General features: G+C 72.2%; 25 protein-coding genes and 2 pseudogenes. 14 read left to right on the forward strand and 13 right to left on the reverse strand.

What is annotated here, in order from left to right; translation table 11 throughout:
• Positions 1-561, forward strand: a pseudogene (locus H6X67_RS11795) (hypothetical protein); the annotation flags it as partial.
• Positions 562-623: 62 nt separating this feature from the next.
• Here H6X67_RS11795 and H6X67_RS03480 read toward each other — a convergent pair.
• On the reverse strand, positions 624-1,340 hold the full coding sequence (locus H6X67_RS03480) for a response regulator (RefSeq protein WP_249367827.1): 717 nt from the start codon (positions 1,338-1,340) through the stop codon (positions 624-626).
• On the reverse strand, positions 1,337-2,695 hold the full coding sequence (locus tag H6X67_RS03485) for a sensor histidine kinase (RefSeq protein ID WP_249375289.1): 1,359 nt from the start codon (positions 2,693-2,695) through the stop codon (positions 1,337-1,339). The genes H6X67_RS03480 and H6X67_RS03485 overlap by 4 nt, the downstream gene beginning before the upstream one ends.
• 129 nt (positions 2,696-2,824) lie before the next feature.
• On the opposite strand from H6X67_RS03485, the gene H6X67_RS03490 reads away from it, so the two are divergent.
• The 4 genes from H6X67_RS03490 (at position 2,825) to H6X67_RS03505 (ending at position 6,631) form a co-directional block, all read left to right on the forward strand.
• The gene (locus H6X67_RS03490; RefSeq protein WP_249375291.1) at positions 2,825-3,850 is read left to right on the forward strand and encodes an ABC transporter ATP-binding protein; all 1,026 of its coding nucleotides are present in this window, start codon (positions 2,825-2,827) and stop codon (positions 3,848-3,850) included.
• On the forward strand, positions 3,850-4,689 hold the full coding sequence (locus tag H6X67_RS03495; protein WP_249375293.1) for an ABC transporter permease: 840 nt from the start codon (positions 3,850-3,852) through the stop codon (positions 4,687-4,689). Before H6X67_RS03490 ends, H6X67_RS03495 begins: the two co-directional genes overlap by 1 nt.
• Before the next feature lie 3 nt (positions 4,690-4,692).
• Positions 4,693-5,487 (forward strand): ABC transporter permease, encoded by a 795-nt coding sequence (locus H6X67_RS03500; RefSeq protein ID WP_249367831.1) that lies wholly within the window; start codon positions 4,693-4,695, stop codon positions 5,485-5,487.
• Positions 5,488-5,611: 124 nt separating this feature from the next.
• Positions 5,612-6,631, forward strand: coding sequence for an Abi family protein (locus H6X67_RS03505; RefSeq protein ID WP_249367832.1), 1,020 nt, complete (start codon positions 5,612-5,614; stop codon positions 6,629-6,631).
• A gap of 81 nt (positions 6,632-6,712) precedes the next feature.
• Here the strand turns inward: H6X67_RS03505 and H6X67_RS03510 are convergent, their stop codons facing one another.
• Positions 6,713-8,461: a catalase gene (locus H6X67_RS03510; protein ID WP_283251306.1), complete on the reverse strand. Its 1,749-nt coding sequence runs from the start codon at positions 8,459-8,461 to the stop codon at positions 6,713-6,715.
• A 216-nt stretch (positions 8,462-8,677) separates the two neighbouring features.
• Positions 8,678-8,842, reverse strand: a complete 165-nt coding sequence (locus H6X67_RS03515; RefSeq protein ID WP_283251307.1) for a hypothetical protein — start codon at positions 8,840-8,842, stop codon at positions 8,678-8,680.
• A gap of 13 nt (positions 8,843-8,855) precedes the next feature.
• On the opposite strand from H6X67_RS03515, the pseudogene H6X67_RS03520 reads away from it, so the two are divergent.
• A pseudogene (locus H6X67_RS03520) lies at positions 8,856-9,949 on the forward strand (phosphodiester glycosidase family protein).
• Between the two features lies 1 nt (position 9,950).
• The gene (locus H6X67_RS03525; RefSeq protein WP_249367833.1) at positions 9,951-11,042 is read left to right on the forward strand and encodes a bifunctional glycosyltransferase family 2/GtrA family protein; all 1,092 of its coding nucleotides are present in this window, start codon (positions 9,951-9,953) and stop codon (positions 11,040-11,042) included.
• Between the two features lie 240 nt (positions 11,043-11,282).
• On the opposite strand, the gene H6X67_RS03530 is transcribed toward H6X67_RS03525, so the two are convergent.
• From H6X67_RS03530 to H6X67_RS03550, 5 genes are all read right to left on the reverse strand, one after another.
• Positions 11,283-11,561, reverse strand: a complete 279-nt coding sequence (locus tag H6X67_RS03530) for a PIN domain-containing protein (RefSeq protein ID WP_249367834.1) — start codon at positions 11,559-11,561, stop codon at positions 11,283-11,285.
• On the reverse strand, positions 11,558-11,887 hold the full coding sequence (locus H6X67_RS03535; protein WP_249367835.1) for a type II toxin-antitoxin system Phd/YefM family antitoxin: 330 nt from the start codon (positions 11,885-11,887) through the stop codon (positions 11,558-11,560). The genes H6X67_RS03530 and H6X67_RS03535 overlap by 4 nt, the downstream gene beginning before the upstream one ends.
• A 102-nt stretch (positions 11,888-11,989) precedes the next feature.
• The gene (locus H6X67_RS03540; protein WP_249367836.1) at positions 11,990-12,505 is read right to left on the reverse strand and encodes an excalibur calcium-binding domain-containing protein; all 516 of its coding nucleotides are present in this window, start codon (positions 12,503-12,505) and stop codon (positions 11,990-11,992) included.
• A gap of 158 nt (positions 12,506-12,663) precedes the next feature.
• A complete protein-coding gene (locus H6X67_RS03545) occupies positions 12,664-13,296 on the reverse strand; it encodes a response regulator (RefSeq protein WP_249367837.1) in 633 nt (210 codons plus the stop codon).
• Positions 13,293-14,177: a sensor histidine kinase gene (locus H6X67_RS03550; protein ID WP_249367839.1), complete on the reverse strand. Its 885-nt coding sequence runs from the start codon at positions 14,175-14,177 to the stop codon at positions 13,293-13,295. The genes H6X67_RS03545 and H6X67_RS03550 overlap by 4 nt, the downstream gene beginning before the upstream one ends.
• A gap of 134 nt (positions 14,178-14,311) precedes the next feature.
• On the opposite strand from H6X67_RS03550, the gene H6X67_RS03555 reads away from it, so the two are divergent.
• From H6X67_RS03555 to H6X67_RS03565, 3 genes are read left to right on the forward strand one after another with little or no spacing between them, the layout of a single operon-like run.
• Complete coding sequence (locus H6X67_RS03555) at positions 14,312-15,202, forward strand: ABC transporter permease (RefSeq protein ID WP_249367840.1); 891 nt, start codon at positions 14,312-14,314, stop codon at positions 15,200-15,202.
• Between the two features lie 2 nt (positions 15,203-15,204).
• Positions 15,205-15,912, forward strand: coding sequence for an ABC transporter ATP-binding protein (locus H6X67_RS03560; protein ID WP_249367842.1), 708 nt, complete (start codon positions 15,205-15,207; stop codon positions 15,910-15,912).
• A complete protein-coding gene (locus tag H6X67_RS03565) occupies positions 15,909-16,589 on the forward strand; it encodes a cupin (protein ID WP_249367844.1) in 681 nt (226 codons plus the stop codon). The genes H6X67_RS03560 and H6X67_RS03565 overlap by 4 nt, the downstream gene beginning before the upstream one ends.
• 135 nt (positions 16,590-16,724) lie before the next feature.
• On the opposite strand, the gene H6X67_RS03570 is transcribed toward H6X67_RS03565, so the two are convergent.
• The 4 genes from H6X67_RS03570 to H6X67_RS03585 all read right to left on the reverse strand — a co-directional run bounded on the left by H6X67_RS03570 (position 16,725) and on the right by H6X67_RS03585 (position 20,098).
• Complete coding sequence (locus tag H6X67_RS03570; RefSeq protein WP_249367846.1) at positions 16,725-17,474, reverse strand: anaerobic ribonucleoside-triphosphate reductase activating protein; 750 nt, start codon at positions 17,472-17,474, stop codon at positions 16,725-16,727.
• Positions 17,467-17,703 (reverse strand): type II toxin-antitoxin system RelB family antitoxin, encoded by a 237-nt coding sequence (gene relB, locus H6X67_RS03575; RefSeq protein ID WP_249367847.1) that lies wholly within the window; start codon positions 17,701-17,703, stop codon positions 17,467-17,469. The genes H6X67_RS03570 and relB overlap by 8 nt, the downstream gene beginning before the upstream one ends.
• Before the next feature lie 157 nt (positions 17,704-17,860).
• Positions 17,861-18,130, reverse strand: a complete 270-nt coding sequence (locus tag H6X67_RS03580) for a type II toxin-antitoxin system RelE family toxin (protein WP_249367850.1) — start codon at positions 18,128-18,130, stop codon at positions 17,861-17,863.
• A gap of 27 nt (positions 18,131-18,157) precedes the next feature.
• Positions 18,158-20,098, reverse strand: a complete 1,941-nt coding sequence (locus tag H6X67_RS03585; RefSeq protein WP_249367852.1) for a ribonucleoside triphosphate reductase — start codon at positions 20,096-20,098, stop codon at positions 18,158-18,160.
• Positions 20,099-20,384: 286 nt separating this feature from the next.
• Here H6X67_RS03585 and H6X67_RS03590 point away from each other — a divergent pair, with 286 nt between their 5' ends.
• From H6X67_RS03590 to fucP, 4 genes are all read left to right on the forward strand, one after another.
• Positions 20,385-21,059 carry an ImmA/IrrE family metallo-endopeptidase gene (locus H6X67_RS03590; RefSeq protein WP_311765871.1) on the forward strand — a complete coding sequence of 225 codons (675 nt, stop codon included), beginning with the start codon at positions 20,385-20,387 and terminating at the stop codon, positions 21,057-21,059.
• A 99-nt stretch (positions 21,060-21,158) separates the two neighbouring features.
• Positions 21,159-22,166 carry a sugar-binding transcriptional regulator gene (locus tag H6X67_RS03595; RefSeq protein WP_249367857.1) on the forward strand — a complete coding sequence of 336 codons (1,008 nt, stop codon included), beginning with the start codon at positions 21,159-21,161 and terminating at the stop codon, positions 22,164-22,166.
• Between the two features lie 242 nt (positions 22,167-22,408).
• Positions 22,409-23,068, forward strand: coding sequence for a deoxyribose-phosphate aldolase (deoC, locus tag H6X67_RS03600; RefSeq protein WP_249367859.1), 660 nt, complete (start codon positions 22,409-22,411; stop codon positions 23,066-23,068).
• Positions 23,065-24,453 (forward strand): L-fucose:H+ symporter permease, encoded by a 1,389-nt coding sequence (gene fucP / locus H6X67_RS03605; protein WP_249367861.1) that lies wholly within the window; start codon positions 23,065-23,067, stop codon positions 24,451-24,453. Before deoC ends, fucP begins: the two co-directional genes overlap by 4 nt.
• Position 24,454 lies beyond the last annotated feature (1 nt).

Raw genomic sequence — 24,454 nt, forward strand, 5'->3', positions numbered from 1 at the left:
GGCCTGAGCGCGCTGCTGCTCGTGCCCGGGCTGCACTGGGTGGCCAGCACGGGCGTCGTGCTCGCCGCAGCGCTCCTCGCAACCGTCGCGGTGGGCGACCCGGCCCGGCGGGCGGCCTTCGACGGCGGGCCGGACGCCTCATGGCCGGCCTCGCCCCGGTGGGTGCGCGCCGGCCACCTCGTGGTGCCGGCGGCGTGCCTCATGGTGTGGGGCGCGGTGCTCGGCGGGGTGCTCGCCCTCGCCGGTGGCGGGCGGGCAGGCTCTGCCGGCTGGCTCCTCGGGGCCGGGGTGCTCGCCGGCGTCGGCTGGGGCGGCGTGGCCGTGCGCTCGGCCATGCGGGCCCACCCGAACTGGTCCGACGTCATCGCCTCCCCGGTCGGCCCGGTCCCCCAGGGCCTCCTGCGCCCCCTCTCCCAGGGCCCGGACGCCGCGGCGCTCGTCATGTGGCCCCTCGTCATGGTCCTGCTCGGGGCGGGCGCAGGTCCCACGCTGCTGCTGGCGCAAGCCGTGGTGAGCGTCTTCGCCGTCGCCCTGGCCCTGTGGACGGCCGGCCGCGACTGAGCGGGACCGCCCTCTCAGCCGCGAGCCGCCCCCCGGCCCCACCAACCAGGCCCGACCCGCGCTCAGGCGCCCTCGGCCAGCACCTCCTCGACGTCGACCACCCCGGCCCGCATCGCCGTGAGGACGAGCTGGACCCGGTCGCGGCTGCCGGTCTTGGCCAGCAGGTGGGACACGTGCGTCTTGACCGTCGTCATCGACAGCCACAGCCGGTCACACAGCTCCTGGTTCGTCAGCCCCAGCGCGATGAGCCGCAGCACCTCGCGCTCCCGCTCGGTCAGCCCCGCCGCCAGGCCCGGCACCGGCCCTGCCCCGCCCGGGCCGGTGCGCCCCGCGCCCGGGGCCGCCCCCCGGCGCACCGCCGCCAGCAGGCGCCGCGTCGGGCCCGGTGAGATGACGCTGTCACCGGCGTGGACGGTGCGGATCGCGTCGAGCAGGTCCGCGGGCGGGGTGCTCTTGAGCAGGAAGCCGGCCGCCCCGGCCTCGATCGCCCCGAGGACGTAGCCGTCGGTGTCGAAGGTCGTGAGGATGACGACCCGCCCCTGGGCGCCCTCCGCGACGAGCCGCCGGGTCGTCTCGATGCCGTCCAGACCGGGCATCTGCACGTCCAGGAGGAGGACGTCCACCGGGTCGCTCACGGCCCGGCGCAGCGCGGTGGCGCCGTCGGCGGCCTGCCAGGCCACCTCCATGTCCTCCTGGGCGGACAGGATCATCGCCAGGCCGGCGGTGAGCAGGGGCTCGTCGTCGGTCAGGGCCACGCGGACCGGGACCTGGGCGCTCATGCCCGGCCTCCACCCACGGGCACGACGGCGTGCACCCGCCAGCCGCCGTCGGCAAGAGCCCCTGCGGTGAGGGTGCCGCCGACGGCGTGGACGCGCTCGCTCATCGACACCAGTCCCAGCCCGCTGCGGCGCGCACCGGCGTCGGCCCCGGGCTGGCAGGCGGTGTTGCTCACGGTGGCCTCCACCCGGCTCTCAGTGACGTCCACCTCGACGGCGACCGAGGCGCCCGGCGCGTGGCGCACGGCGTTGGTCAGGGCCTCCTGGACCACCCGGTAGGCGCACGCGCTCACCGGCTCGGGGACCGCGGCGGCGACGTCGAGCCTCAGGGTGAGCGCCGTGCCCGCCTCGCGCACCCCGGCCACGAGGCCCGGCACGTCCTCGACGCCCGGCTCGCGGCCGGTCCCACCGGCCCCCGCGCCCGCCGCAGCATCCGCAGCAGCGTCCGGGCTGCTCCCCGCAGCACCGCCCGGCGCACCGGGCTCGACAGTGCCTCCCGGGCCGAGGGGCCGGGCAGCCGGCTCGTCGTCGTCGCCGCGCAGGACGTCCACGAGGGCGCGCACGTCGTCAACGGCCCGCCGGCTCGTCTCCCCGATGACCGCGAGCGCCCGCTCGGCCTCCTCGGGCCGGGTGGCCAGGACGGCGCGGGCGCCCTCGGCCTGCATACCGATGACCGACAGGCAGTGGCCGAGCAGGTCGTGGACGTCGCGGGCGATGCGGCTCCTCTCCTGGACGACGGCGAGGCGCCGCTCAGTCTCCTGCTGGGCCGTGAGCAGGGCCAGGCGCTCACGCACCTGGTCCCGGCGCTCGCGGGAGCGGCGCCGCAGCAGTCCCGTGAGGGCGGCCGTGGCGACGAAGACGAGCGCGATGGTGACCAGGGCCCCCATCCGGGCCGGCTCCATCTCCAGCCCCGCGCCCCGGTACCCGGCCAGGACGGTGCCGGCGGCGGCGCCCACGCCCTGGGCGGCGAGCAGGACCCAGGCCCAGGGGCGCGGCAGGCGGCTCGTCGTCGTCTCCACCGCGATGAGCCCGGCCCCGACGGCGAGGAAGGACAGGGAGTCATAGACCGCCAAGTGGACCAGGCAGGCGAGGCAGGCCAGCAGGACGCTCGCCATCGGCAGGACGCGGCGCAGGAGGGTGGCCACGGCCCCGGCGGCGACGAGGACGGCGAACAGGGCCGGCGCCCCGGTCGCGCCGATGTGGGCGGAGGCCGAGGCGGACAGGGGGTCGGGGACGTTCCAGGCGCTGACGTACACGAGCAGGGCGGCGGCGACGAGGTCCGGCCAGCCGGGGCGGGGCAGGCGGCGCAGGCGCGCGAGCGGCCCGGGCTCCTGCGGGCTCCGGTGGGGCTGGGTCATACCCGCCACCGTAGCGACGGCCGGGCGGCGCCTCGTCCTACCCGGGTATGACGGTCGCGCACCCCGGGGCGGTGAGGATCGGACCCGGGCCTGACGACGCCCGGCCCCGCGGCGGGAAGCCTTGGGGGCATGACACAGCACTCTCTCACACACCAGCATCCGGCCGAGGCCGGCGCCCGCCCCGGCGGCGCGGCCCGCCCCGCCCACGGGGACCTCGCCGTCGTCACCCACGGCCTGACCAAGACCTTCGGCAAGGGCGAGGCGGCGCGCACCGTCGTCAGCGGCCTGGACCTGGCCGTCCCGCGCGGCGCCGTCTACGGCTTCCTGGGCCCCAACGGCTCGGGCAAGTCGACGACGATGAAGATGCTCCTGGGCCTGCTGGCCCCCACCCGCGGCGACGTCGCTCTCCTGGGGCAGCCGCTCACCCGCGCCACACGCGCCGCGCTCATGGCGCGCACGGGCTCGATGATCGAGCAGCCGCCCGGTTACGGTCACCTCACGGGGGCGGAGAACATGCGGGTCGTCGCCCGGATGCTGTCCCTGTCCCAGGCGCAGGTGGACCGGGCCCTGGCCCTGGTGCGCCTGAGCGAGCACAAGGACCGGCTCGTGCGCACCTACTCGCTGGGCATGAAGCAGCGCCTGGGCATCGCCATGGCGCTGGCCCGCGAGCCGGAGCTACTGGTCCTGGACGAGCCCACCAACGGCCTCGACCCGGCCGGCATCGAGGAGGTGCGCCACCTGCTCGTGTCCCTGGCCGGTGAGGGGGTCACGGTCATGATCTCAAGCCACCTGCTGGACGAGATCGACCGGACGGCCTCCGTCCTGGGGGTGCTGGCGGCCGGGCGCCTCGTCTTCCAGGGCACGCGCGCGGCGCTCATGGAGCGCTCGGTGCCGGACCTGCGGGTGGTGACGCCCGACGTCGCCGCCCTGTCCCCCGAGGAGGCCGGGCGGCTGCTCGCCGGGTTGGTCGCGGCCCCCGGTGTGGCCAGGCGCAGTGCTGACGGCCTCGTGGTGCCGGGGCTGGCGGCCGACGGCGTGGCCGAGCTCGTGCGCCGGCTCGTGGCCCACGGGGTGTCGGTGCACGAGGTGCGGCGCGAGTCCCAGAGCCTGGAGGACGTGTTCATGGCGCTCACCGGCGGGGCGGGGGTCCTGTGATGACGACGACGCCCGGACCCCTGCCCACCTCACCGGCCGCCGGGGGCCCCGGCCCCGCCGCAGGCGGCCTGTCCTGGGCGACGGCGGTGCGCCTGGAGGTGGCCAAGACGCGCCGCCTGCGGCTGTGGCCGGTCGCCCTGGCCCTGCTGGGCGTGTGCCTGGCCCTGTCCCTTCCCGTCTCGGCCTCCGCCCGCGACCACCTCGCCAACGCGGTGAGGGACCCCTGGCCCGACCGGCTGCTGACCGTGTCGATGTCAGCCGCGCTCGTCTCCCCGCTGCTCGTGTCGGTCCTGGCGAGCCGGCTCGTCGACGTCGAGCACACCGGTGGGGGCTGGAACCTGTCGGCGACGATGGGGCTGACGCCCGGGCGCCTGTGCCGGGCCAAGCTCACCGCCCTGGCCGGGGTGCTGGCGCCCGTCGTCGTCCTTCAGGTCGCGCTCCCGGTGGTGGCCGGGCGACTGGTCGGCGCCACGTGGGCGCTGGACACCGCACCGTGGCTGGCCTACGGGCTGAGCCTGTTCGTCCTCGACGTCGTCGCCTGCGGGCTGCACCTGCTGCTGGCGGCGCTGGTGGACAACCAGATCATCTGCGTCGGGGTGGGGTTCCTCGGCTCCTTCATCTCCCTGTTCGCCCTGCTCATGCCGCCGTGGCTGACGCACCTCGTCCCCTGGGGCTACTGGGCGGCCATCACCCCGGCGGTGACCGTGGGGGACCTGGATGACGGCGCCTTCCAGGTGGTCTACACGTCCCCCGACTGGCCGTGGGTCATCGGCTTCCTCCTCCTGGCGGCCACCACCTTCGCCGCCGCCACCGCACGACTCGACCGGATCGAGAGGTAAGACATGAGCACGTCCGCATCTCTTCAGCACGCGCCCCGCCGGGCCGCCCTCATCGACCTCATGGCGGTCGAGGCGCTCAAGCTGCGCCGCTCCCTCGTGTGGGTGTTCACGCTCCTGCTGCCAGCGCTCACCGTCATCACCGGCAGCGTCAACTACGCCGGCAACCAGGGGGTCCTGTCTCCGGGCTGGGCCTCCTACACGAGCCAGGTGACGCTGTTCTACGGGCTCCTGTTCCTCTCGGTCGGGGTGGCGCTCGTCTGCGCGGCCGTGTGGCGCCCCGAGCACCGGGGGACCTCCTGGAACGCCATGCGCACCACCCCGGCCTCCGTGGCGCAGGTGGCCGTCGCCAAGACGCTCGTCACGATGGTCCCGGTCCTCGCGATGCAGGTGGTGCTCGTGTCCCTCACCTGGCTCTCGGGCGCTGTGGTGCTGCGCCTGCCGGGCGGCCTGCCGGCGGTGGTGGCCGTGGCCGGGGCGCTGACGGTGGTCGCGGCGCTGCCGCTCGTGGCCCTGCAGTCCCTGCTGGCGATGGTGCTGCGCTCCTTCGGCACGCCGGTGGCGCTGGGGCTGGTGGGCACGGTCGTGGGGATCGCGCTGAGCGTCAAGGCCTCGGCGCTGGCGCGGCTGTGGCCGTACTCTCTGGTGACCTCGGCCCAGTCCCTGGGCTCGACGGCGCTGTCGGGCTCCGGCGCCCTGGACTGGGCCGGCATCGGCCCGGTCCTGGTGGGCGCCGCCGCGTCCGGCGTCATCTGCTGGGGTCTGCTCGTGGCGGTGGCCGCCCGCAGCGCGAGGCGGTGAGGGCGGGCGACACCACCCACTTCAGCATTCACACATATCGAGAGGTGCGATAGTGTGCCTCTCATCAGACACCGCCCCCCGCTGTTGGCTCGCCATCACGGGGGCGGTTTTCTATAGCGCATAGGTGGCAACACCGTCGTTCCCCAAGCACTCGCGCAGTGACGAGGAGCTGTTGGACCTCCTGGTGGAGCGAGGTCTCAGTGTTCCTGACCGGACGGGCGCACTGCGGGACCTCCAGACCTACGGCTACCACCGGCTCGGCGGCTACCGCTATCCCCTTCGTCAGCTTCTCCCGGATGACGAGCAAGACCCGGCCCAGCGACGGTTTCGGTCAGACGAGTTCATCGAGGGTGCGAGCCATGACGATGTCATGCGCCTGTACAAGTTCGACCGTCGGCTCAGGGAGGTCGTGCTCCAGGGGGTTCTCGAGTACGAAGCACGCCTACGCAGCGCGCTCATCGGCGTTGTCTCCGTGCGAGGGGCTTACGCGCACCTCGACCAGCCTCGTGACAGTCTTGACCCACGAAAGACCGCACAGCAACAAAAGGGGTCGTCAGCCACACTCCTGGAGCGGTGGGAGCACACCGTTCGGGATGCGACACATGATGCGAGGCAGAGCGACGCAGTGGCTCACCACCTCGTTGCCTACGAGAACACACCTCCCCCGATCTGGATCGCGCTCGACGTCGTCTCCTTCGGCTCCCTTCCATACTTCATGGACCTCATGCGTGACGAGGACCGTAACGCCGTCGCCCGGCTCTTCGGGGTACGCAACGGCAACGCCTTGACTCGGTGGACTCGCGCCTTCGTTGACCTTCGCAACATTTGTGCGCATGACCTGCGGCTGTTCAACAGCAACGTCAAGCGCAAGATCACGATCCAGCCGAGCCAGGTCCCAGCAGACGCCTTGCAGCACTTACGCGGCCACAAGTCACCGAAGATCTACATGCACCTCACGCTCCTGGCCTATGTGTTGCGGAGCCACCCAGCCGAAAGCCGCTGGCACCTGCCGCTGCGGACCCAGATCCGGAAGCTCCCCACCGGGATCAGAGACGGAAGCGGTGCACCGCTGGACCTGACAGTCATGGGTTTTCCTGAGAACTGGGAGACGCTGGCCCCCTGGCAAGACAACGCACGACTATGAGGTAACGACGGCGGCCCGCCGCCTCCGCTGGGAGGTGGCGGGCCGCCGTCGGACGCCCGGTTCCGTGGGCAGAGCCGGGGCTCAGAGCACGTAGGGGTCGTTCATGGGGTCGGTGAGCGAGGTCGGGTCGGCCGCGTTGGTGTCGCGTCCGGCCGGGCCGAGCCCCGCCGCCGAGGCCGGGGAGGCCGGCGCCGTCGGGACGTCGAGCTCGGCGTTGGCGCGGTTGCGCTCGAGCCACAGCTCGTAGGAGTCGGCGGTGGGGCCGTCGAGGTCCACGGCACCGATGTCGATGCCCAGTGCCTGGGCCACGCCCCGGCCGTAGGCGGGGTCCGCGTGGTAGCAGTTGAAGATGTGGCGGTGCTTGATCTGCAGGGTCGAGTCGCCCATGGCACGGGCGGTGTTCTCGCACAGGACGAGCTGCTGCTCGGGGGTCATGGCGCGCCAGAGCATGCCGGGCTGGGTGTAGTAGTCGTGGTCGTCCTCGCGGAAGTCGTACATGGCGACGTCGCCGCCGGCCTGGACGGGCTCGGAGAGCCCGCGAGAGTCCTGCCAGTTGCCGTAGGAGTTGGGCTCGTAGGCGTTCTGGGAGCCGGCGTTGCCGTCCACCCGCATGGCGCCGTCGCGGTGGAAGGAGTGCGGGCAGGCCACGCCGCGCGGGGAGTTGACCGGGATCTGGTGGTGGTTGACGCCCAGGCGGTAGCGCTGGGCGTCGCCGTAGGAGAACAGGCGGGCCTGGAGCATCTTGTCCGGGGAGTAGCCGATGCCCGGGACGATGTTCTGGGGCGTGAAACCGGCCTGCTCGACGTCCTGGAAGTAGTTGTCGGGGTTGCGGTTGAGCTCGAGGACGCCGACCTCCTGGAAGGGGTAGTCGGCCTTGGGCCACATCTTGGTCAGGTCGAAGGGGTTCCAGCCGGTGATGGCCTCGGCCTGCTCGACGGTCATGGTCTGGACGTACATGGTCCAGCGGGGGTACTGGCCCTTCTCGATGGACTCGTAGAGGTCGCGCTGGTTGGACTCGCGGTCCTGGGCGACGACGGCGGCGGCCTCCTGGTCGGTGAGGTTGGCGACGCCCTGCTGGGAGCGGAAGTGGAACTTGACCCAGGTGCGCACGCCCTCGGCGTTGATGAAGGAGTAGGCGTGGGAGGAGAAGCCGTGCATGTACCGGTAGGACAGCGGGATGCCGCGGTCGGACATGGTGATGGTGACCTGGAGCAGGGACTCGGGCAACGAGGTCCAGAAGTCCCAGTTGGTGTTGGGGCTGCGCAGGTTGGTGCGCGGGTCGCGCTTGACGGCGTGGTTGAGGTCGATGAACTTCTTGCCGTCGCGGAAGAAGAAGACGGGGGTGTTGTTGCCGACGACGTCCCAGTTGCCCTCGGAGGTGAACAGGCGCACGGAGAAGCCGCGGATGTCGCGCTCGGCGTCGGCGGCGCCGCGCTCACCGGCGACGGTGGACATGCGCATGAAGAGCTCGCACTGGTTGCCCTCGGTGGCGAAGATCGCGGCGCGGGTGAGCTCGGGGATGGCGCGGGTGACGGTGAAGGTGCCCCAGGCGCCCGAGCCCTTGGCGTGCATGCGGCGCTCGGGGATGACCTCGCGGTTGAAGTGGGCGTGCTTCTCGAGCAGCCAGGCGTCCTGGAGGGCGATGGGGCCGCGCACGCCGGCGGTCATGGAGTCCTGGTTGTTGTGGACGGGTGAGCCGTTGGCCATCGTCATGCGGCCCTGGCCGGTGGTGTCGTTGCGGCTGGGCAGGTGCTCGCCCAGTCCGGCGCGGTCCATGGGGCAGCCGGTGGGGGCGGTGTCCTGAGGGTCGCGGTGGGTGCTGTCGCTCATGGGTGTCTCCTTGCTCGGCCGCCAGGCCGGGTCTCGTGCTGGCGGGTGCGCGGTCGCGTGCACCGGTCGGGGCGTCGACGGCGTCGAGGACGTCCTGACCGGGTGTCAGCAACCATAGCCGAACAATAAGAACTTGTCTCAGTAGTTGCTCTACTGAGTGGAATCACCAATGTAATATGGGGGTCGACGTCGGGACCGCCGTCGGCCCCCGACCCCTCAGCGCCCCAGACGGTGGGCCGCGCGCTCAGCCCTGGCGGCCGCAGCACGCTCCTTGTCCCCCCGGGCCCGCACGCCGAAGGCGGCGAGCACGTTCGCGATGAGGCCGATGACCACGACGGTGACCCCGAAGGCCGCGCCCGAGGCGGAGCCCGTCAGCCCCACCAGCGGGGAGGCGATGCCGCCGGCGACGAACTGGACGAAGCCCAGCCGGGCTCGCCCACCCCCTTCTCACAGGAGCGGCACAACCCGGCCTCACGGCCGTCACACGCCCACCGCCGACGCTCACGCCATGAGCACACAGCACGTCCGCGGCCAGACCCTGCCGCGCACCAGCCGCCGCACCCTCCTCGTGGGCGGCGCCGCCCTCCTCGGCCTGTCCGCCACCGGCGCCGGCACCTGGGCGCTGGACCGCTTCGTCATCGACCACACCGAGATCGCCGACGTCGCCGCCCACGAGGCGGCCCACTCCACCTCGGCAGCCTCCACCGCCTCCTCCGCGACCCCCACCGGCGCGCGGGTCGAGGGCCGCACGTACACCTCGTCGGCGACCAGCATCAGCATCGAGACGCTCACCACCGGCTCCGGCTCGGACACGGTCACCTACCACGTCGCCGACGTCGTCCTGTCCGACGCCACGGCCCTGCGCTCAGCCTTCGCGCACAACCAGTACGGCCGCAACATCACCCAGGCCCCCAGCGAGATCGCCCAGTCCGTGGGCGCCGTCCTCGCCGTCAACGGCGACTACTACGGCTTCCGCGAGGACGGCATCCTCATCCGCAACGGCGTCGTCTACCGCGAGGACGGCGTGCGCGAGGGCATCGCCCTCTTCACCGACGGCCACGCCGAGGTCTACACGAGACCACGACCAGCGCCCAGGCGCTCCTCGACGCGGGCGCGTGGTCCACCTGCTCCTTCGGCCCGGCGCTCGTGCGCGCGGGCGCCGTCATCGAGGGCATCGACCGGGTCGAGGTGGACACGAACGTCGGCAACCACTCCATCCAGGGCAACCAGCCGCGCACGGCCATCGGCTGGGTGGATGACGCGCACTACGTGGTGGTCGTCGTCGACGGCCGCGACGAGGGCTACTCGCGGGGCATGACGCTGCCGGAGCTGGCCGGCCTCATGGCGGGCCTGGGCTGCCAGTGCGCCTACAACCTCGACGGCGGCGGCTCCTCGGCCATGTACTTCAACGGCGAGATCGTCAACCAGCCGTCCAACGGCGGCGAGCGCGCCACCTCCGACATCCTCTACGTCGCGACGGGGGCCTGAGATGAGCACCCGTCCGAGCGCCCAGGCCTCCCTGCCCGGGCGTGGGACGGCCCCGTCCCACGCCCCGACGGCGCCCGCGCGCCTGGTCGTCCTCATACCCGCCTACCGGCCCGACGCCCGCCTGCCCCGGCTCGTCACCAGCCTGCGCCGTGACCTGGAGGGCGTGCAGGTGCTCGTCGTCGACGACGGCTCCGGTCCCGCCTGGGCGGACGTCTTCGACGAGGCCCGCCAGCGCGGCGCCGAGGTCCTGTCCTACCCGGTCAACGCCGGCAAGGGGCGGGCGCTGCGCAGGGGCCTGGCCCGGGCGGCCGACGCCTGGCCGGGTGCGGACGTCGTGTGCGCCGACGCCGACGGCCAGCACACGCCGTCGGACATCGCGGCGGTGGCCGGGCGGGTGCGCGAGTCCGGCCGGATGACGCTGGGCGTGAGGGAATTCACCAGCCCGGTGCCGGCCCGCTCGCGGATCGGCAACGACGTCACCGCCCTGCTCTTCCGGGGCGCGACCGGATGGCGGCTGCGTGACACGCAGACGGGGCTGCGCGGCTACCCGGCGGGCGGCTACGGCTGGATGCTCGAGGTGCCGGGCGACCGCTACGAGTACGAGCTCAGCGCCCTGCTGCGTGCCCACGAGATGGGTCTCGAGGTGGAGCAGGTCGGCATCGAGACGGTCTACGAGCCGGGCAACACCTCGAGCCGTTTCCGGCCGCTGCGGGACTCGGCGCGGATCTACGCGCCGCTGCTGCGCTTCACGGGCGCGAGCCTGGGCGGCTTCTTCATCGACTGGCTCATGGTGCTTCTGCTGCACGCCCTGACCGGCAGCCTGCTGGCCGCGGTGGCGGGGGCTCGCCTCGTGTCCGGGGCGTCGAACTTCGCGATGAACCGGCGCGTCTTCCGGGCGACGGGCCCGCTGTGGCGCACGGGCGTGCGCTACGTCCTGCTGGCCGTGGGGCTCGTGGCGGCCTCCTACCTAGGACTGGCCGTGCTGACCGGGGCGGGTGCGCCGCTGGCGCTGGCCAAGCCGGTGGTGGACGGCCTGCTCTACCTCGCCTCGTACACGCTCCAGCGTCGGGTCGTCTTCCGCGAGCACGGGTGAGGCGGCAGGGGCCGTGGCACGCTCATGACGCTCGAGTGATTCCGGCGATCCCGGGTTTTCGTTGCGATCCCGGGGCTCACGCCCCGATCTCGAGGACGGTTGCGCTGGCTCCCATGTGCATGAGGACCGCTCACGCACATGGGAGCCCCAGGAAGCCACGCGAGCAATCCGAAAAACCGTGGAATCATGCGGATCATGCTCAGCGCCTAATCACATGAGCGTGCCACGGCCCCTGCCGGCTCATCCCAGCGGGTCGACGACCTCCAGCCCGCGCGCCCGAGCGGCGCCGCCCAGGCGCGCGTCGTGGGTGAAGACGGTCACCGGGTCGCGCGGGTCGTCCAGTAGGAGGGCGGTGGCCAGGTGGATCGCGTCCAGGGAGTTCAGCTCGCCCGTCAGGGCGCAGGCACGGTCCACGACCTGCTGGTCGGGCACCAGGCGCGTCAGGAAGGCCCGTGCCGCCTCGGCTCCGGACTGCTGCAGGAGAATGAGGAGCGCCGCCGACGTGTCGACGTCGATCACCTCTCCTCCTCGCGCTCCCCGAGCAGAAACTCCTCCAGGTCCACACCCTCAGGCAGCACGTACCGCTCCGTCGGGATCCGGAAGGGTCGCTTGGCCCGGCGCACCTGCCCCAGGCGGACCAGCCGCTCGAAGGGGGTCTCGTCGCGACGGATCGGGACGATCTGGGCGATAGGGCGGCCGTGGTCGGTGACGGTCACGGGTACACCGGTGGACTCGACCTCGCGGTAGATCTGGCCGGCGCGCTGGTTGACCTCGCGCAGACCGACGGTTCTCTCACCGGAGGCAACCCTGACGGCGGGCTCAACAGGGGCTGTGCTCGCGTTCATGACACCGGTCTACGAAGCCAGTAGCACATGTTCTACCCCCTGTGGTCCTGACTCGGCCCGGACCCACGGGCGGCGTGCCGTGCGTCCCCGGCAGCCCGTCACCTACTCGCAGGCGATCCCGTCCTTGTCACGGTCCAGGCCCGACCTGTAGCCCGGATCGCCGACGTACAAGGGCGCGGCACCCGCCTGCCTGGCCTCGGTGCAGTTGGCGTAGTACGCATCCGCCTGAGCCGGCTCCGGCGCGGGGGCTGGGACCGGATCGGCAACAGACGCCGCTCCATCGCTGTCGCTCGTTTCTTGCGGAGCAGTGGTGTAGATGAAGGTGGGGACCGGTGTCGGCACGGGGGTCGGTTCGTAGACAACCGTTGGCACCAGGGTGGGTACCGGCGTCGGCTCGTACACCACTGTCACCACAGGAGACGGCGCCACCTGAGGGGTCGAGGACTCACCCTCGGCGGTCGCGGCACCCCCGATCCCCACTCCCAGGACGAAGGCCGGGACGGCAGCCAACGCAGCAACCTTCCCGGCACCTGCCGAGCGCTGAGGCGGTGACTGACGGAAAGGTGCCGTGGGCCGAGGCGGGTAGGGAGCACCGGGGCGGGCAGGTGGGAACGTCATGAGAACCTCGCGGGGACAAGGTGGGACCTGGAAGAAGGCAGTTGAGCGCGCCCCGAACCGCCAAGGACTCGGCGTCGCCGAAGAGGGAAAGGCGACCCGCGGGAACGGGCGTCGGGAGGGCCACCGTCACTGTAGCGCTGATCCGAGTACGTCGGGACTCAGACCAGGCCCGCCTCGTAGGCGGCGATGACGAGCTGGGCGCGGTCGCGGGCCCCCAGGCGGGCCAGCAGCGCGGTGATGTGGGTGCGGCACGTCGCCCGGGTGATGCCCAGCTCGGCCTCGATCTCGGCGTTGGAGCGGCCCCGGGCGATGAGCCGCAGCACCTCGGTCTGGCGCGGGGTCAGCCCCTCGATCCCACCGCCCCCTGCGGGCACCGGGTCGATGAGCCGGGCCAGGGCCCGGGGGCTGAGCAGGCTCTGCCCGGCGTGGACGGCGCGCACGGCGTCCACGACGGCCTGGGGCTCGGCGTCCTTGAGCAGGAAGCCGGAGGCCCCGGCTCGCAGGGCGCCCAGGACGTACTCGTCGACCTCGAACATCGTGAGGACGAGCACGCGCGTGCCCGGCAGCGCCTCGCAGATGAGCCGGGTCGCCTCGATCCCGTCGGTGACCGGCATGCGGATGTCGGTGAGGACGACGTCGGGGGCGAGGCTCATCGCCAGCCGCACGGCCTCGGCGCCGTCGGCGGCCTGGGCGACGACCTGGATATCGGGCTCGGCGTCGAGCAGTGCGGCCAGGGAGGCTCGCAGCAGGGCCTGGTCCTCGGCCACGAGCACCCGCACCGGCGCGCTCACCGCTCTGCCCCCGCGTCCAGGGGAATCCTTGCACTGAGCCGGAAACCGGGGCCTGCGGCGACGGCGGGACCGTCCCCCACCTCAGCGGCCCGTCCCTCCCGCGGCCCGGCGCTCAGCCTTGCCCCGACCCGCTCGGCCCGCTCCGCCAGGGCGGCCAGGCCGGTGCCGGTGCCGGGGCGCGCCGCCCAGCCCGGGGCGGGACCCTCGTCAACGACCTCGACGCTCAGCGCCTCGCCGTCGGACAGCACTGAGACACCGACCGCGACGGGCCCAGCGTGCCGGGCGGCGTTCACCAGCCCCTCGCGCACCACGGCCAGAGCCAGGTCCCCGGCGGCGGGGGCGGCCGCACCGGGCTCGACGCGTGCGCGGACCTCGAGGCCGAGGGCCCGGGCCCCGGCCGCGGCCTGCTCGACGGCCTCGGCCAGGCGGGGCGTGCCAGGGGCCGGGGCGGGGTCCTGTCCGCGCAGGACGGCCAGCATGGAGCGCAGGTCCGCCGTCGCGGCCCGCGAGACCTGCTCGACCTCGGCCAGGGCGGCGCGCAGGCCGTCGGCGCCGGTCTCCAGGCGCTGGGCGACGGCGGCGCGCACGGTGATCGTCCCCAGGCTGCCGGAGACGAGGTCGTGCAGGTCGCGGGCGATGTCCAGACGGTCCTCCGCCACGGCGGTGCGGGCCGCCTGCTCGGTCAGGGCCGCCTCATAGGCGGCCCGGTCCCGCCGTCGCAGCCACAGCAGAGCACCGACGAGGAGCACGAGGACGGCCCAGGCGAGGGCCTGGACCCAGGCCGCCCGCTCCGGCCCCGGGGCGACGCCCACCATGAGGAGGACGGCGAGGCCGAGAACCACGGCCGTCCGACGCAGGCGGGAGCGAAGGGCAACGGGCACGCCCCGCAGTGTAGGGACAAGCGGCCGGCGTCCTCATCGGACCAGGGTCCGAGGGTCCTGGGTCCGAGGCCCGCGACGCCCGCTCGTCCAGGGCGCCGATGCGCTCCTCCGGCGCCCGCGCCCAGCCTGGTCCCATGAACGACACCCTTCCGCTCTCACGCGGCGCCACCGGTCCTGGCGGCCCGGGCCACCCTGGTGGCCACGGCCGCCCGGAGCACCGCGACCTCCACCCCGCCCAGCCGGGCCGCCCCGTCCTGCTGCGGGCCCTGCACGCCGAGGCGCTCAAGCTGGCCGCGCTCCCCGGAGCCTGGGTGGGGGCAGCCCTCACCGTGGTCCTGCCGGTAGCCCTCGTCCTGTTCAACACCCGGGGCATGGCCGATGAGCTGGCAGCCGACCCGGGGTCCTACCTGCACGAGATGCGGCCCGACATGGGCGTCATGGACGCGAGCTTCGGGGTGGTGGGCGTCGTCGTCCTCGCCACCGTGTGCCTGGCCGCGGAGCACACCCCCAACACCCAGACGCTCGGCTCGGCGCGCCAGGTGAGCACCACCCTCCTCGTCGAGCCCCGGCGCTCAGCCACGGTGGCCGCCAAGGTGCTCCTCGTGCTCGCGACGGCGGCGGTGCTGGCCGCCCTGACCTGCGCGCTCACCTTCACCATCACGACGAGGGCGCTGGGCGAGTGGTCGCCGACCCTGTGGCCGGTGCCCTGGGGCAGGGTGGCGGGCCTGTACGCCTGGTGGGTCGTCAGCGCCCTGGGCGCGATGGGCCTGGCCTGCCTCACCCGCGGGGCGCTCGTGCCCCTGACCTGGTGCGTGACCACCACCGTGCTGGTCTCCCCCAGCCTCCTGCTGTCCAGGGTGACGGACCTGGCCGCCGGGCTTCCCGACGCCGCCGCCTACAGCCTCATGCTCACCGACTACAGCGGCCGCGCGCTACCGGCCGGCGGGGCGTGGGCCGCGCTGGCCGCCTGGGCGCTGGCCGGGCTCGCGCTCACCGTCGTCCCCTGGACACGAAAGGACGCCTGAGGATGATCACCATCGAGAACCTCATCAAGCGGCACGGCTCGCGCACGGTGCTCCACGACCTGGACCTGGTGGCCCGTCCCGGCAGGGTCACCGGCTTCGTCGGGCCCAACGGGGCGGGCAAGTCCTCCACCCTGCGCTGCCTGCTCGGCCTGGACCGGATCGACGCCGGCACCGCCCTGCTGGGCGGGCGCCCCTACCGCGAGCTGCGCCACCCCCTGCACACGGTCGGCGCGGTGCTCGACGGCGCCGGCGCCCACCCCTCCTCCACGGGACGCGCGCACCTGCGCTGGGTGGCCGCCGGATCGGGCATCCCCCGACGTCGGGTGGAGGAGGTCCTCGAGCTCGTGGACCTGGCCGAGGCGGCCGGGCGCCGCGTGCGCACCTACTCCCTGGGCATGGGCCAGCGCCTGGGGCTGGCGGCGGCCCTGCTCGGCGACCCTGAGATCCTCATCCTCGATGAGCCCGTCAACGGCCTGGACCCCGCCGGCATCCGCTGGATGCGCGACCTCATGCGCGAGCGGGCCCGTGCGGGAGGCACCGTCCTGGTCTCCAGCCACGTGCTGTCCGAGCTGGCCGAGGTCGCCGACGACATCACCGTCATCTCCGAGGGCAGGGTGCGCGCCAGCGGCACGCTGGCCGAGGTGGCCCGGGGCCACAGCGACCTGGAGGAGGCCTTCTTCGCTCTGACCTCCCCGGAAGGCTCGCGGTGAACGTGCTGAGGGCGGAGGCGCTCAAGGCGGCCTGCCTGCCGTCACTGCGCTGGACGGTGGCGCTCACGGCGGCCGCCTGCGTCCTCGTGCTCGCCGCCCTGCGCCAGGACGCGCCCGCCGCGGACTCGGTGACGCCCGAGGCCATCGCCGCGGCTTTGTGGACCTGGGCGGGGCTCGTCCAGGCCGGCTTCCTCGCCGTCGGCGTCCTCATGTCCACCAAGGAGCACATGAGCGCGATGGGCAGCACGACGCTGCTCGTCGTGCCCGGGCGGGGTGCCGTCTGGGCGGGGCGGCTGGTGGTCCTGGCGGCTGCGGTGCTGCCAGTGGCCGTGGTGCTGGCGGCCACCGCGCTGGTCGTGCTCGACCAGCACCCGGCTCGGGCCTCGGTGGAGGTGGCGGTGCGCACCGGGGCCTGGCTCGTGGCGGTGGCGCTCCTGTCCGCCGGGACGGGCGCGCTCCTCAGGCACGTGCTCGCCACGACCTCGGTTCTCCTGCTGCTCGTCGTCGTCGCCCCGGCGACCTCCCAGGCCCTGGGGTCCTGGGCGACGTGGCTGCCGGGGGCGGCGGCCCAGGACTGGGTGCGCGAGGGGGCCTGGCACGATGGCGCCGTCGTGCTCGCGTGGGTGGTGACGGCGGTGGTCGCCGGGGGCCTGCGCCTGGTGCGCTCCGACGCCTGAGCCGGCCCTTCCGCTCCGGCTGAGGCCTGACGTCTCACACTGGCGCCTGGCCCCTCGGGTCAGGTCTCAGCGTGAGGGCTCAGGTCTCGGCACCACGACGGCGGGGGCAGGGTTATCGGGCCGACGGCGTCGCGCTCAGGCGGGCCGGTAGGTGAAGCGCTCCCAGCCCAGGGCCTCGATGGCGGCGGCCATGCGCTCGCACTGGGCGTCCCAGCCGGGGGCCGCCGCCGGGAAGGTGCCGCTCGTGCCCCGTGAGCGCGCCTGCTGCAGGGCGTAGACCCGGGCCCCGGCCTCGTGGACCCGGCGGGCGACCTCCACGGCGTCGTCGGCGGTGACGTCACCGGGGACGACGGTGGTGCGCACCTCCAGGTCCGTGCCGGAGGCGAGCAGGGCCTCGAGCGAGTCCCACACCTTGGCCGCGGCGTTCGGTCGGCCGACCACCTGCGTGTAGTGCTCGGGCAGGGCCTTGACGTCGAGTCCGACCCAGTCGACGAGGCCGGCCCCCACCAGGTCCCGCAGGCGACGCGGGTACATGCCGGCCGTGTGCAGGCCCACCTGGAAGCCCATGTCCTTGACCTCGCGGGCGGCGTCGGCCAGGCAGTCCTGGCGCAGGGCCTCTCCGCCCGTGAGGACGACGCCGTCGAGCAGCCCCCGGCGTCGCGCGAGCAGGTCGCGGACCTCCTGCCAGGCGACGGCGCCGGGGGTGCGGGTGGGGATGAGGTCGCGGTTGTGGCAGTAGAAGCAGTTCCAGGGGCAGCCCTGTGTGAAGACGGTCGCGGTGAGGTGGTCCGGCCAGTCCACGGTGGACATGGGCACGAGCCCCGCGATCCGCAGCGAGTCCGCGGGGCTTGCCGGCAGGGTTCTCGCCCCCTCAGCCTCAGGCATCGAGGCCGAGGGCCGCCGCGATCTCATCGAGGCGGCGCGTCTTGATCTCGCCACGTCGCGCCGCCTCCGCTTCCGCGTTCAGCGCGTACGCGTACTCCAGCTCATCGATGTAGGACTCAACGGCCTGACGCACATAAAAGGTCGCCGAGCGACCGGTGCGACTGCCCAGGTCGTCGAGCCGGTGCTTGAGGTCCTCCGGAAGCCGTACGCTCAGAACCGCTGTAGACATGTTTACAGCATAAGAGTGAACCTCGCTCACCACAACCCCGCAACCCGTACGGCACCGGACACAGGCCCCTCATCGCTGAGGAGTCGGGGGCTCTCACCACAGAAACGGTGAGAGCCCCGACTCCTCAGCGGTCTACTCGCGACCAGGCCCGGCAACGTCAGCGATCATAGACAGCGGAACGGTGACCGACATCGATCGCGAGGATCACGCAGCGCGCATCCTGGACATCGATGACCACCCGGTAGCCCCCAACCCGGAGCCGGAACTTCCCCGCGAGTGGTCCCGTCATCGGCTTCAAGAAGGCCCGCGGCTCATCTGCCGCCTGGACCTCCCGCAGCTTGCGGACCACACGCTCCTGAACGCTGCGATCAAGCCGGGTCAGCGCCTTCTCGGCACGCGGGGTGAGCTCAACGCTCCAATCCGCCACTCGTTCCTCCTTCTCCGGGGCGGGTGCTCACGCGCTCGTCGCGGTCAGGTGCGAGACGGCCGGGCCGTGGGCACCGGCGGCCCCCTCGGTGAACATCGTGCGCTCGGCGTACTCGCCCTTCTTGCCGATGTTGAAGGACTGCACCGGGCGGAAGTAGCCCATGACGCGCGTCCACACCTCGCACTCGACGGGCTCGGCGCCGGGGTGCAGCTCGGCGCACTTGGGGCAGGTGGTGTGCTCGCCGGCGAGGTAGCCGTGGGTCGGGCAGATCGAGAAGGTCGGCGTGATCGTGATGTAGGGGGAGCGGAAGGCCGTGAGCGAGCGGCGCACGAGCTCCTTGCAGGCCTGGGCCGAGGAGACGCGCTCGTTCATGTACAGGTGCAGGACGGTGCCACCTGTGTACTTGGTCTGCAGCTCCTCCTGCATCTCCTGGGCGAGGAAGGGGTCGTCCGTGTAGCCGACGGGGATCTGGGAGGAGTTCGTGTAGTACGGGTTGGCGTCCGTGCCGGCCTGGAGGATGCCGGGCAGCCGCTTGCGGTCCTCCTTGGCGAAGCGGTAGGTGGTGCCCTCCGCGGGCGTGGCCTCCAGGTTGTACAGGTGGCCGGTGGCCTCCTGGACCTGGACCATGCGCTCGCGCACGTGGTCGAGCAGGCGCACGCACATGTCGTGGCCGCGCAGGTCGGTGAGGTCGTAGGCGTCGGACGTGAAGTTGCGGACCATCTCGTTCATGCCGTTGACGCCGATGGTCGAGAAGTGGTTGTCGAGGGTGCCGAGCCAGCGCTTGGTGAAGGGGAACAGGCCGGCGTCGATGTGGTGCTGGATGACGACGCGCTTGAGCTCGAGGGTGTCGGAGGCGATGTCGATGAGGCGGTCGAGGGCGGCGACCAGGCCCTCCTCGTCACCGGCGTGGAGGTAGCCCAGCCGCGCCATGTTGATGGTGACGACGCCGACGCTCCCGGTCTGCTCAGCGGAGCCGAAGAGGCCGTTGCCGCGCTTGAGGAGCTCGCGCAGGTCGAGCTGGAGGCGGCAGCACATGGAGCGGATCATGCCGGGGTCGAGCTCGGAGTTGATGAAGTTCTGGAAGTAGGGCAGGCCGTACTTCGCCGTCATCTCGAACAGCAGGTCCGCGTTGTCCGCGTCCCAGTCGAAGTCCTTGGTGATGTTGTAGGTGGGGATGGGGAAGGTGAAGACGCGTCCGTCGGCGTCGCCCGCGGTCATGACCTCCATGAAGGCGCGGTTGATCATGGCCATCTCGTCGGCGAGGTCGCCGTAGGTGAAGCCGCACAGCTCGTCGCCGACCAGGGGGTGCTCGTCGGCGAGGTCCGCAGGGCAGGTCCAGTCGAAGGTGAGGTTGGTGAAGGGCGTCTGGGTGCCCCAGCGGGAGGGGACGTTGAGGTTGAAGATGAGCTCCTGCATGCACTGCAGGACCTGGTCGTAGGTCATGGCGTCCAGGCGGACGAAGGGCGCCATGTAGGTGTCGAAGGAGCTGAAGGCCTGGGCACCGGCCCACTCGTTCTGGAGGGTGCCGAGGAAGTTGACGATCTGGCCGACGGCGCTGGAGAAGTGGCGGGGCGGGTTGCAGGCGATCTTGCCGGGGACGCCGTTGAAGCCCTGCTGCAGGAGGGACTTGAGCGACCAGCCGGCGCAGTAGCCGGCGAACATGTCGAGGTCGTGGATGTGGATGTCGCCGTTGCGGTGGGCGTCGCCGGCGGCCTGGGAGTAGATCTGGCTCAGCCAGTAGTTGGCGATGACCTTGCCGCTGGTGTTGAGGATCATGCCGCCCAGCGAGTACCCCTGGTTGGCGTTGGCGTTGACGCGCCAGTCGGAGCGGTCCAGGTACTCGGTGATGGTGGCGACGGCGTCGACGACGGGGCGCGAGCCGTGGGCGACGGCGGAGTCGGCGGAGCCGTGGGCCACGAGCTCGGGGTGGGCTGCTGCGAGGTGCGCGTCGGACACGGGTCTCTCCATCGGTGCGGGGCGGGGTGCGGTTGGGCGGCGGTCGTCGGAGCGCGCCCTGTGCAGCGGCTCGGGGAGGTCCGGGGCGTCGTCGCCGGTCACGACACTACAACCGAACCACACGGTTGTGACACATCATCCGGTGGTCGAGAAGAATCGCGACCACAAGATGTTGTGGTGTAGTGAGATGCTGCCACGGGAATAGGTGGCCGTTTTCGCCAGTATTCCGCGACAGGCCGGACGGGAGCCCTAGGAGCTTCGAGGTGACGGGCATCACATCCCTGGGGTGCGGGACGGCGTGTCGCACCACCCCACTCACACCACCCGCACCATCCAGCCCACCTCCTCGGTTTGCGCTCGACCGTACGCCACAACCCCAGGGAGCTCGAGCGCGAACCGAGGAGCTCGAGACAAGGGTCAGGAGGGCGTGGACGCCTTCAGCTTCTGGGCCGACGGGGAGCCCTTCGTGGTCCTGGCGCGGTCGAAGACGGCGGAGCGCGCACGCTTCGACCTGGCGCACGAGCTCGGGCACCTCGTCATGCACGCCGACACACGCGGCGAGCACGTCACGGACCGTTACCTGGAGCGCGAGGCCAACCGTTTCGCGGCGGAGCTCCTGGTACCGCGCCAGACTCTTCGCGCGCGAGTGCCAGCACCAGTCGGCCTGGAGGCGCTGCTGGACCTCAAAGCGCGGTTCGGCGTGCCCGCGCGGGCGATGGCGTACTCGCTCAAGGACGCGGGCCGCCTGTCCGACTGGGCGGCGCGCCAGGCCCTCACCGAGCTGGAGCGTCGGGGCTTCCGCACGGGAGAGCCGGGCAGCCGCCTGTCCTGGGAGAGGTCCCGGGTCTTCGACGCCCTGCCGGGGGCGCTGCGCACGAGGGGCGTGTCTCCGGGGTCGTGGGTCGACGCGATCGGGCAGCGCCGTGAGGACGTCCTCGCCTTCACCTTCGGCCAGATGATGCTGGCGGTGTAGCGGCCCGGGCGCCCTCAGACCAGCGCGGCCCCGGTCACCTCGGCGAGGGTGGTCGGCCGGCGCGCGACGGCGTCACCAACAGGGCAGGCACCTCACCCCATGACCTACCGTGTCCGCAGACCCGAGGAGGAGGCACTGATGGAGGACCCGGCCGGCGCGCTCACGCACAAGGACCTGCTGGCCCTGGACGTCGCCCACCTCTACCACGAGGCCGGCCTCACCCAGGCGGAGGTCGCCGAGAGGGTGCACCTGTCACGCCCCACCGTCTCCAAGCTGCTCACCCACGCCCTGCAGCGCGGCTTCGTGAGGATCGAGGTGTGGGACCCCCGCGAGCACGACGGCAACGTCATCGCCACTCTCACCGAGCGCTTCGACCTCACGGAGGTCCGTCTCGTCACGGCCCCGCCGCACCTGCCCGGCTACGCGCGTACCGCGCTGGGGGCCCAGGGCGCGGACCTGCTGTCCACTATCGTGCGCGACGGCGACGTCATCGCCGTCCAGGGCTCGCCCCTGCTCGCCGACGTCGTCCGCTGCCTCAACCCGACCCCGCTGCGCTCGGCGCGTGTGGTCCAGATGGCCCGCAGCCTCACGGACTGCCTGTCGGGACGCGAGGAGACCACCTCGGCCCCACTGCTCGCCAACGCCCTGAGCGCCCGCTCGCTCCCGCTGCCCGGCCCCCTCGTCGCCGACAGCGTCCCCGAGGCGAACCGGCTCAGGCTCACCGGTCCCATGCGCGAGCCCCTGGCCGCTCTCGGCGGCGCCCGCATCGCCCTGTTCACCGCGACGCCGGCCTCCCGCCTTCTGCCCCTGCTCGACCGTCTGCTCCTGACCGAGGAGGAGAGCGAGACGCTGCGCGAGCACGCCGTCGGCGAGATCTGCGGGCGGATCGTCGACGCCGACGGGTGCGTCTGCCTGCCCGACCTCAACAACCGCACGCTGGGCGTGTCCCTGACCGAGCTGCGCCACATCGAGCAGAAGGTCCTGCTCACCTGCGGCCGCGACAGCGCCTCCGTCGTGCGCGCCGCCCTGTCCAACGGCTACGTCGACCGGCTCATCGTCGACGTCGCCACGGCCCGGGAGGTCCTCGCCCTGGACCGGGCGGCCTGACGGGACCGGGCGACGGCCCCGTGGCGGGCCCGCACCACGCCCCGGAGGCACAGATGTGCCGACGGCGCACCTCCGAGCCACCTCAGGCGCACCCGCACCCAAGGACAGCGACCTTTCCCCGTCATCACAGGGATTTCCTGGGGTTGTCGCTTCCGTCGTGGACCCTTTCGCCGCCCTGTGCGCCGCTCCTAGCCTCCATCTCACCGCCCGCCCCACCGGGTGGAGAGAACAAAGGAGTTCACATGACACCTCGAGCGTCACTCATCGACCACACGCTCCTGACACCGACGGCGAGCCGCGAGGCCGTCACCACCCTGTGCCGTGAGGCCGCCGAGCTCGGCATGGCCTCCGTGTGCGTCAACCCGGTGCACGTCCCCCTCGCCGCACGCCTGCTCGCCGACGCTCCCGTCGCGGTGTGCACCGTCATCGACTTCCCCCTCGGGGCGAGCAGCACCGTCTCCAAGGCGGAGCAGGCCCGCCTGGCCGTCGCCGACGGCGCCACCGAGGTCGACATGGTCATCGCCCTCGGCGCCGTCAAGGAGCACGACTGGGACTACGTCGAGCAGGACGTGCGCGCCGTCGTCGAGGCCGCCGGCCCCGCCGCCACCGTCAAGGTCATCCTCGAGACCTGCCTGCTCGACGACGAGGAGGTCACCCGCGCCTGCCTGTGCGCCGAGGCCGCGGGGGCGGGCTTCGTCAAGACCTCCACCGGCTTCTCCACCGGTGGGGCCAGCGTCCACGCCGTCGGCCTCATGCACGCCGCCGTCGGTGGCCGCCTGGGGGTCAAGGCCTCCGGCGGCATCCACACCCCGCAGGAGCTGGACGCCCTCGTCGCGGCCGGCGCCACCCGCATCGGGGCCTCCGCCGGACGCGCGCTGCTGGGAGAGGAGGCCCGGGCATGAGCACCACCGTCGTCCCCTCCCGCTCACGGGGCCTCATCCCCGACCCCAGCCGCCAGCTCACCGACGGCTACCTCGACCGCACCCCGGTCTTCCAGTACATCCTGCTGTCGATCTGCTTCCCGATGTGGGGTGCCGCCGCCTCCCTCAACGACATCCTCATCACCCAGTTCAAGTCCGTGTTCACGCTGTCGGACTTCGCCTCCGCCTTCGTGCAGTCGGCCTTCTACGGCGGCTACTTCGTCCTGGCGATCCCCGCCTCCCGGGTGATCCGCAAGTGGAGCTACAAGACCGGCATCCTCACCGGCCTGACCTTCTACATCATCGGCTGCACGATGTTCTTCCCCGCCTCCCGGGTCGCCACCTACTCGGTGTTCCTCGCCGCGATCTTCGCGATCGCCGTCGGGCTGTCCTTCCTCGAGACGTCCTGCAACACGTACTCCTCGATGATCGGCCCCAAGCGCCTGTCGACGCTGCGGCTCAACATCTCGCAGACCTTCTACCCCATCGGCTCGATCGCCGGCATCCTGCTGGGCAAGTACCTCATCTTCACCGAGGGCGAGGCCCTGCACACCCAGCTCGAGGGGCTGTCGGCGACCGAGGCGCACGAGCTGAGCCAGCAGATGCTCCTGCGCACGCTTCAGCCCTACCGCTTCCTCGTCATCGTCCTGCTCGTGCTGCTCGTCGTCGTCGCCCTCACCCAGATGCCGTCCTGCAAGCCCCAGCACGTGACCGCCACCGGGACTGAGAAGGACCAGGCGACCATCGGCCAGACACTGAGCTACCTGGCCCACAACAACCGCTTCCGCCGGGGCATCGTCACCCAGTTCCTGTACGTCGGGATGCAGACGGCGGTGTGGTCCTTCACCATCCGCCTGGCGCTCAACCTCGACTCCGCCATCAACGAGCGCTCCGCCTCCAACTTCATGATCCTGGCCTTCATCGCCTTCTTCGCCGGCAAGTTCCTGGCGAACATCCTCATGACCCGCTTCAACGAGAACCTCGTCCTCGTGACGTACTCGGCCGCGGGCGTGGCCGCCCTCCTGTACGTCGTGCTCGTGCCGAACATCAGCGCGGTGTACGCCGCGATCCTCGTGTCGGGCCTGTTCGGCCCGTGCTGGGCGACGATCTACGCCCGCACCCTGGACTCCATCGAGGACAAGCGCCACACGGAGACCGGCGGGGCCGTCATCGTCATGTCGATCATCGGCGGCGCCGTCGTGCCCGTCATCCAGGGCCTCGTGTCGGACACGGTCGGGTCGATGCAGGTGTCCTTCGCCGTCAACATCGTCTGCTTCGCCGCGGTCCTGCTCTACTTCCTCGCCGAGTACCGCCGGCCCGCCTCCACTACCGCGCCCGCGGCCGACACCCACCGTAAGGACTCCTGAC

It is taken from the genome of Actinomyces sp. AC-20-1 (assembly GCF_023369555.1).
Lineage (GTDB): Bacteria > Actinomycetota > Actinomycetes > Actinomycetales > Actinomycetaceae > Actinomyces.

What these genes read in the sequence shown, in the direction of transcription:
- H6X67_RS03485 (WP_249375289.1), bottom strand. Translation starts at nt 2,695, where the DNA reads ATGACCCAGCCCCACCGGAGCCCGCAGGAGCCCGGGCCGCTCGCGCGC.
- deoC (WP_249367859.1), top strand. Translation starts at nt 22,409, where the DNA reads ATGACACCTCGAGCGTCACTCATCGACCACACGCTCCTGACACCGACG.
- H6X67_RS03490 (WP_249375291.1), top strand. Translation starts at nt 2,825, where the DNA reads ATGACACAGCACTCTCTCACACACCAGCATCCGGCCGAGGCCGGCGCC.
- H6X67_RS03570 (WP_249367846.1), bottom strand. Translation starts at nt 17,474, where the DNA reads ATGCCTGAGGCTGAGGGGGCGAGAACCCTGCCGGCAAGCCCCGCGGAC.
- H6X67_RS03480 (WP_249367827.1), bottom strand. Translation starts at nt 1,340, where the DNA reads ATGAGCGCCCAGGTCCCGGTCCGCGTGGCCCTGACCGACGACGAGCCC.
- H6X67_RS03510 (WP_283251306.1), bottom strand. Translation starts at nt 8,461, where the DNA reads ATGAGCGACAGCACCCACCGCGACCCTCAGGACACCGCCCCCACCGGC.
- fucP (WP_249367861.1), top strand. Translation starts at nt 23,065, where the DNA reads ATGAGCACCACCGTCGTCCCCTCCCGCTCACGGGGCCTCATCCCCGAC.
- H6X67_RS03555 (WP_249367840.1), top strand. Translation starts at nt 14,312, where the DNA reads ATGAACGACACCCTTCCGCTCTCACGCGGCGCCACCGGTCCTGGCGGC.
- H6X67_RS03585 (WP_249367852.1), bottom strand. Translation starts at nt 20,098, where the DNA reads ATGGAGAGACCCGTGTCCGACGCGCACCTCGCAGCAGCCCACCCCGAG.
- relB (WP_249367847.1), bottom strand. Translation starts at nt 17,703, where the DNA reads ATGTCTACAGCGGTTCTGAGCGTACGGCTTCCGGAGGACCTCAAGCAC.
- H6X67_RS03500 (WP_249367831.1), top strand. Translation starts at nt 4,693, where the DNA reads ATGAGCACGTCCGCATCTCTTCAGCACGCGCCCCGCCGGGCCGCCCTC.
- H6X67_RS03495 (WP_249375293.1), top strand. Translation starts at nt 3,850, where the DNA reads ATGACGACGACGCCCGGACCCCTGCCCACCTCACCGGCCGCCGGGGGC.
- H6X67_RS03525 (WP_249367833.1), top strand. Translation starts at nt 9,951, where the DNA reads ATGAGCACCCGTCCGAGCGCCCAGGCCTCCCTGCCCGGGCGTGGGACG.
- H6X67_RS03535 (WP_249367835.1), bottom strand. Translation starts at nt 11,887, where the DNA reads ATGAACGCGAGCACAGCCCCTGTTGAGCCCGCCGTCAGGGTTGCCTCC.
- H6X67_RS03595 (WP_249367857.1), top strand. Translation starts at nt 21,159, where the DNA reads ATGACCTACCGTGTCCGCAGACCCGAGGAGGAGGCACTGATGGAGGAC.
- H6X67_RS03560 (WP_249367842.1), top strand. Translation starts at nt 15,205, where the DNA reads ATGATCACCATCGAGAACCTCATCAAGCGGCACGGCTCGCGCACGGTG.
- H6X67_RS03540 (WP_249367836.1), bottom strand. Translation starts at nt 12,505, where the DNA reads ATGACGTTCCCACCTGCCCGCCCCGGTGCTCCCTACCCGCCTCGGCCC.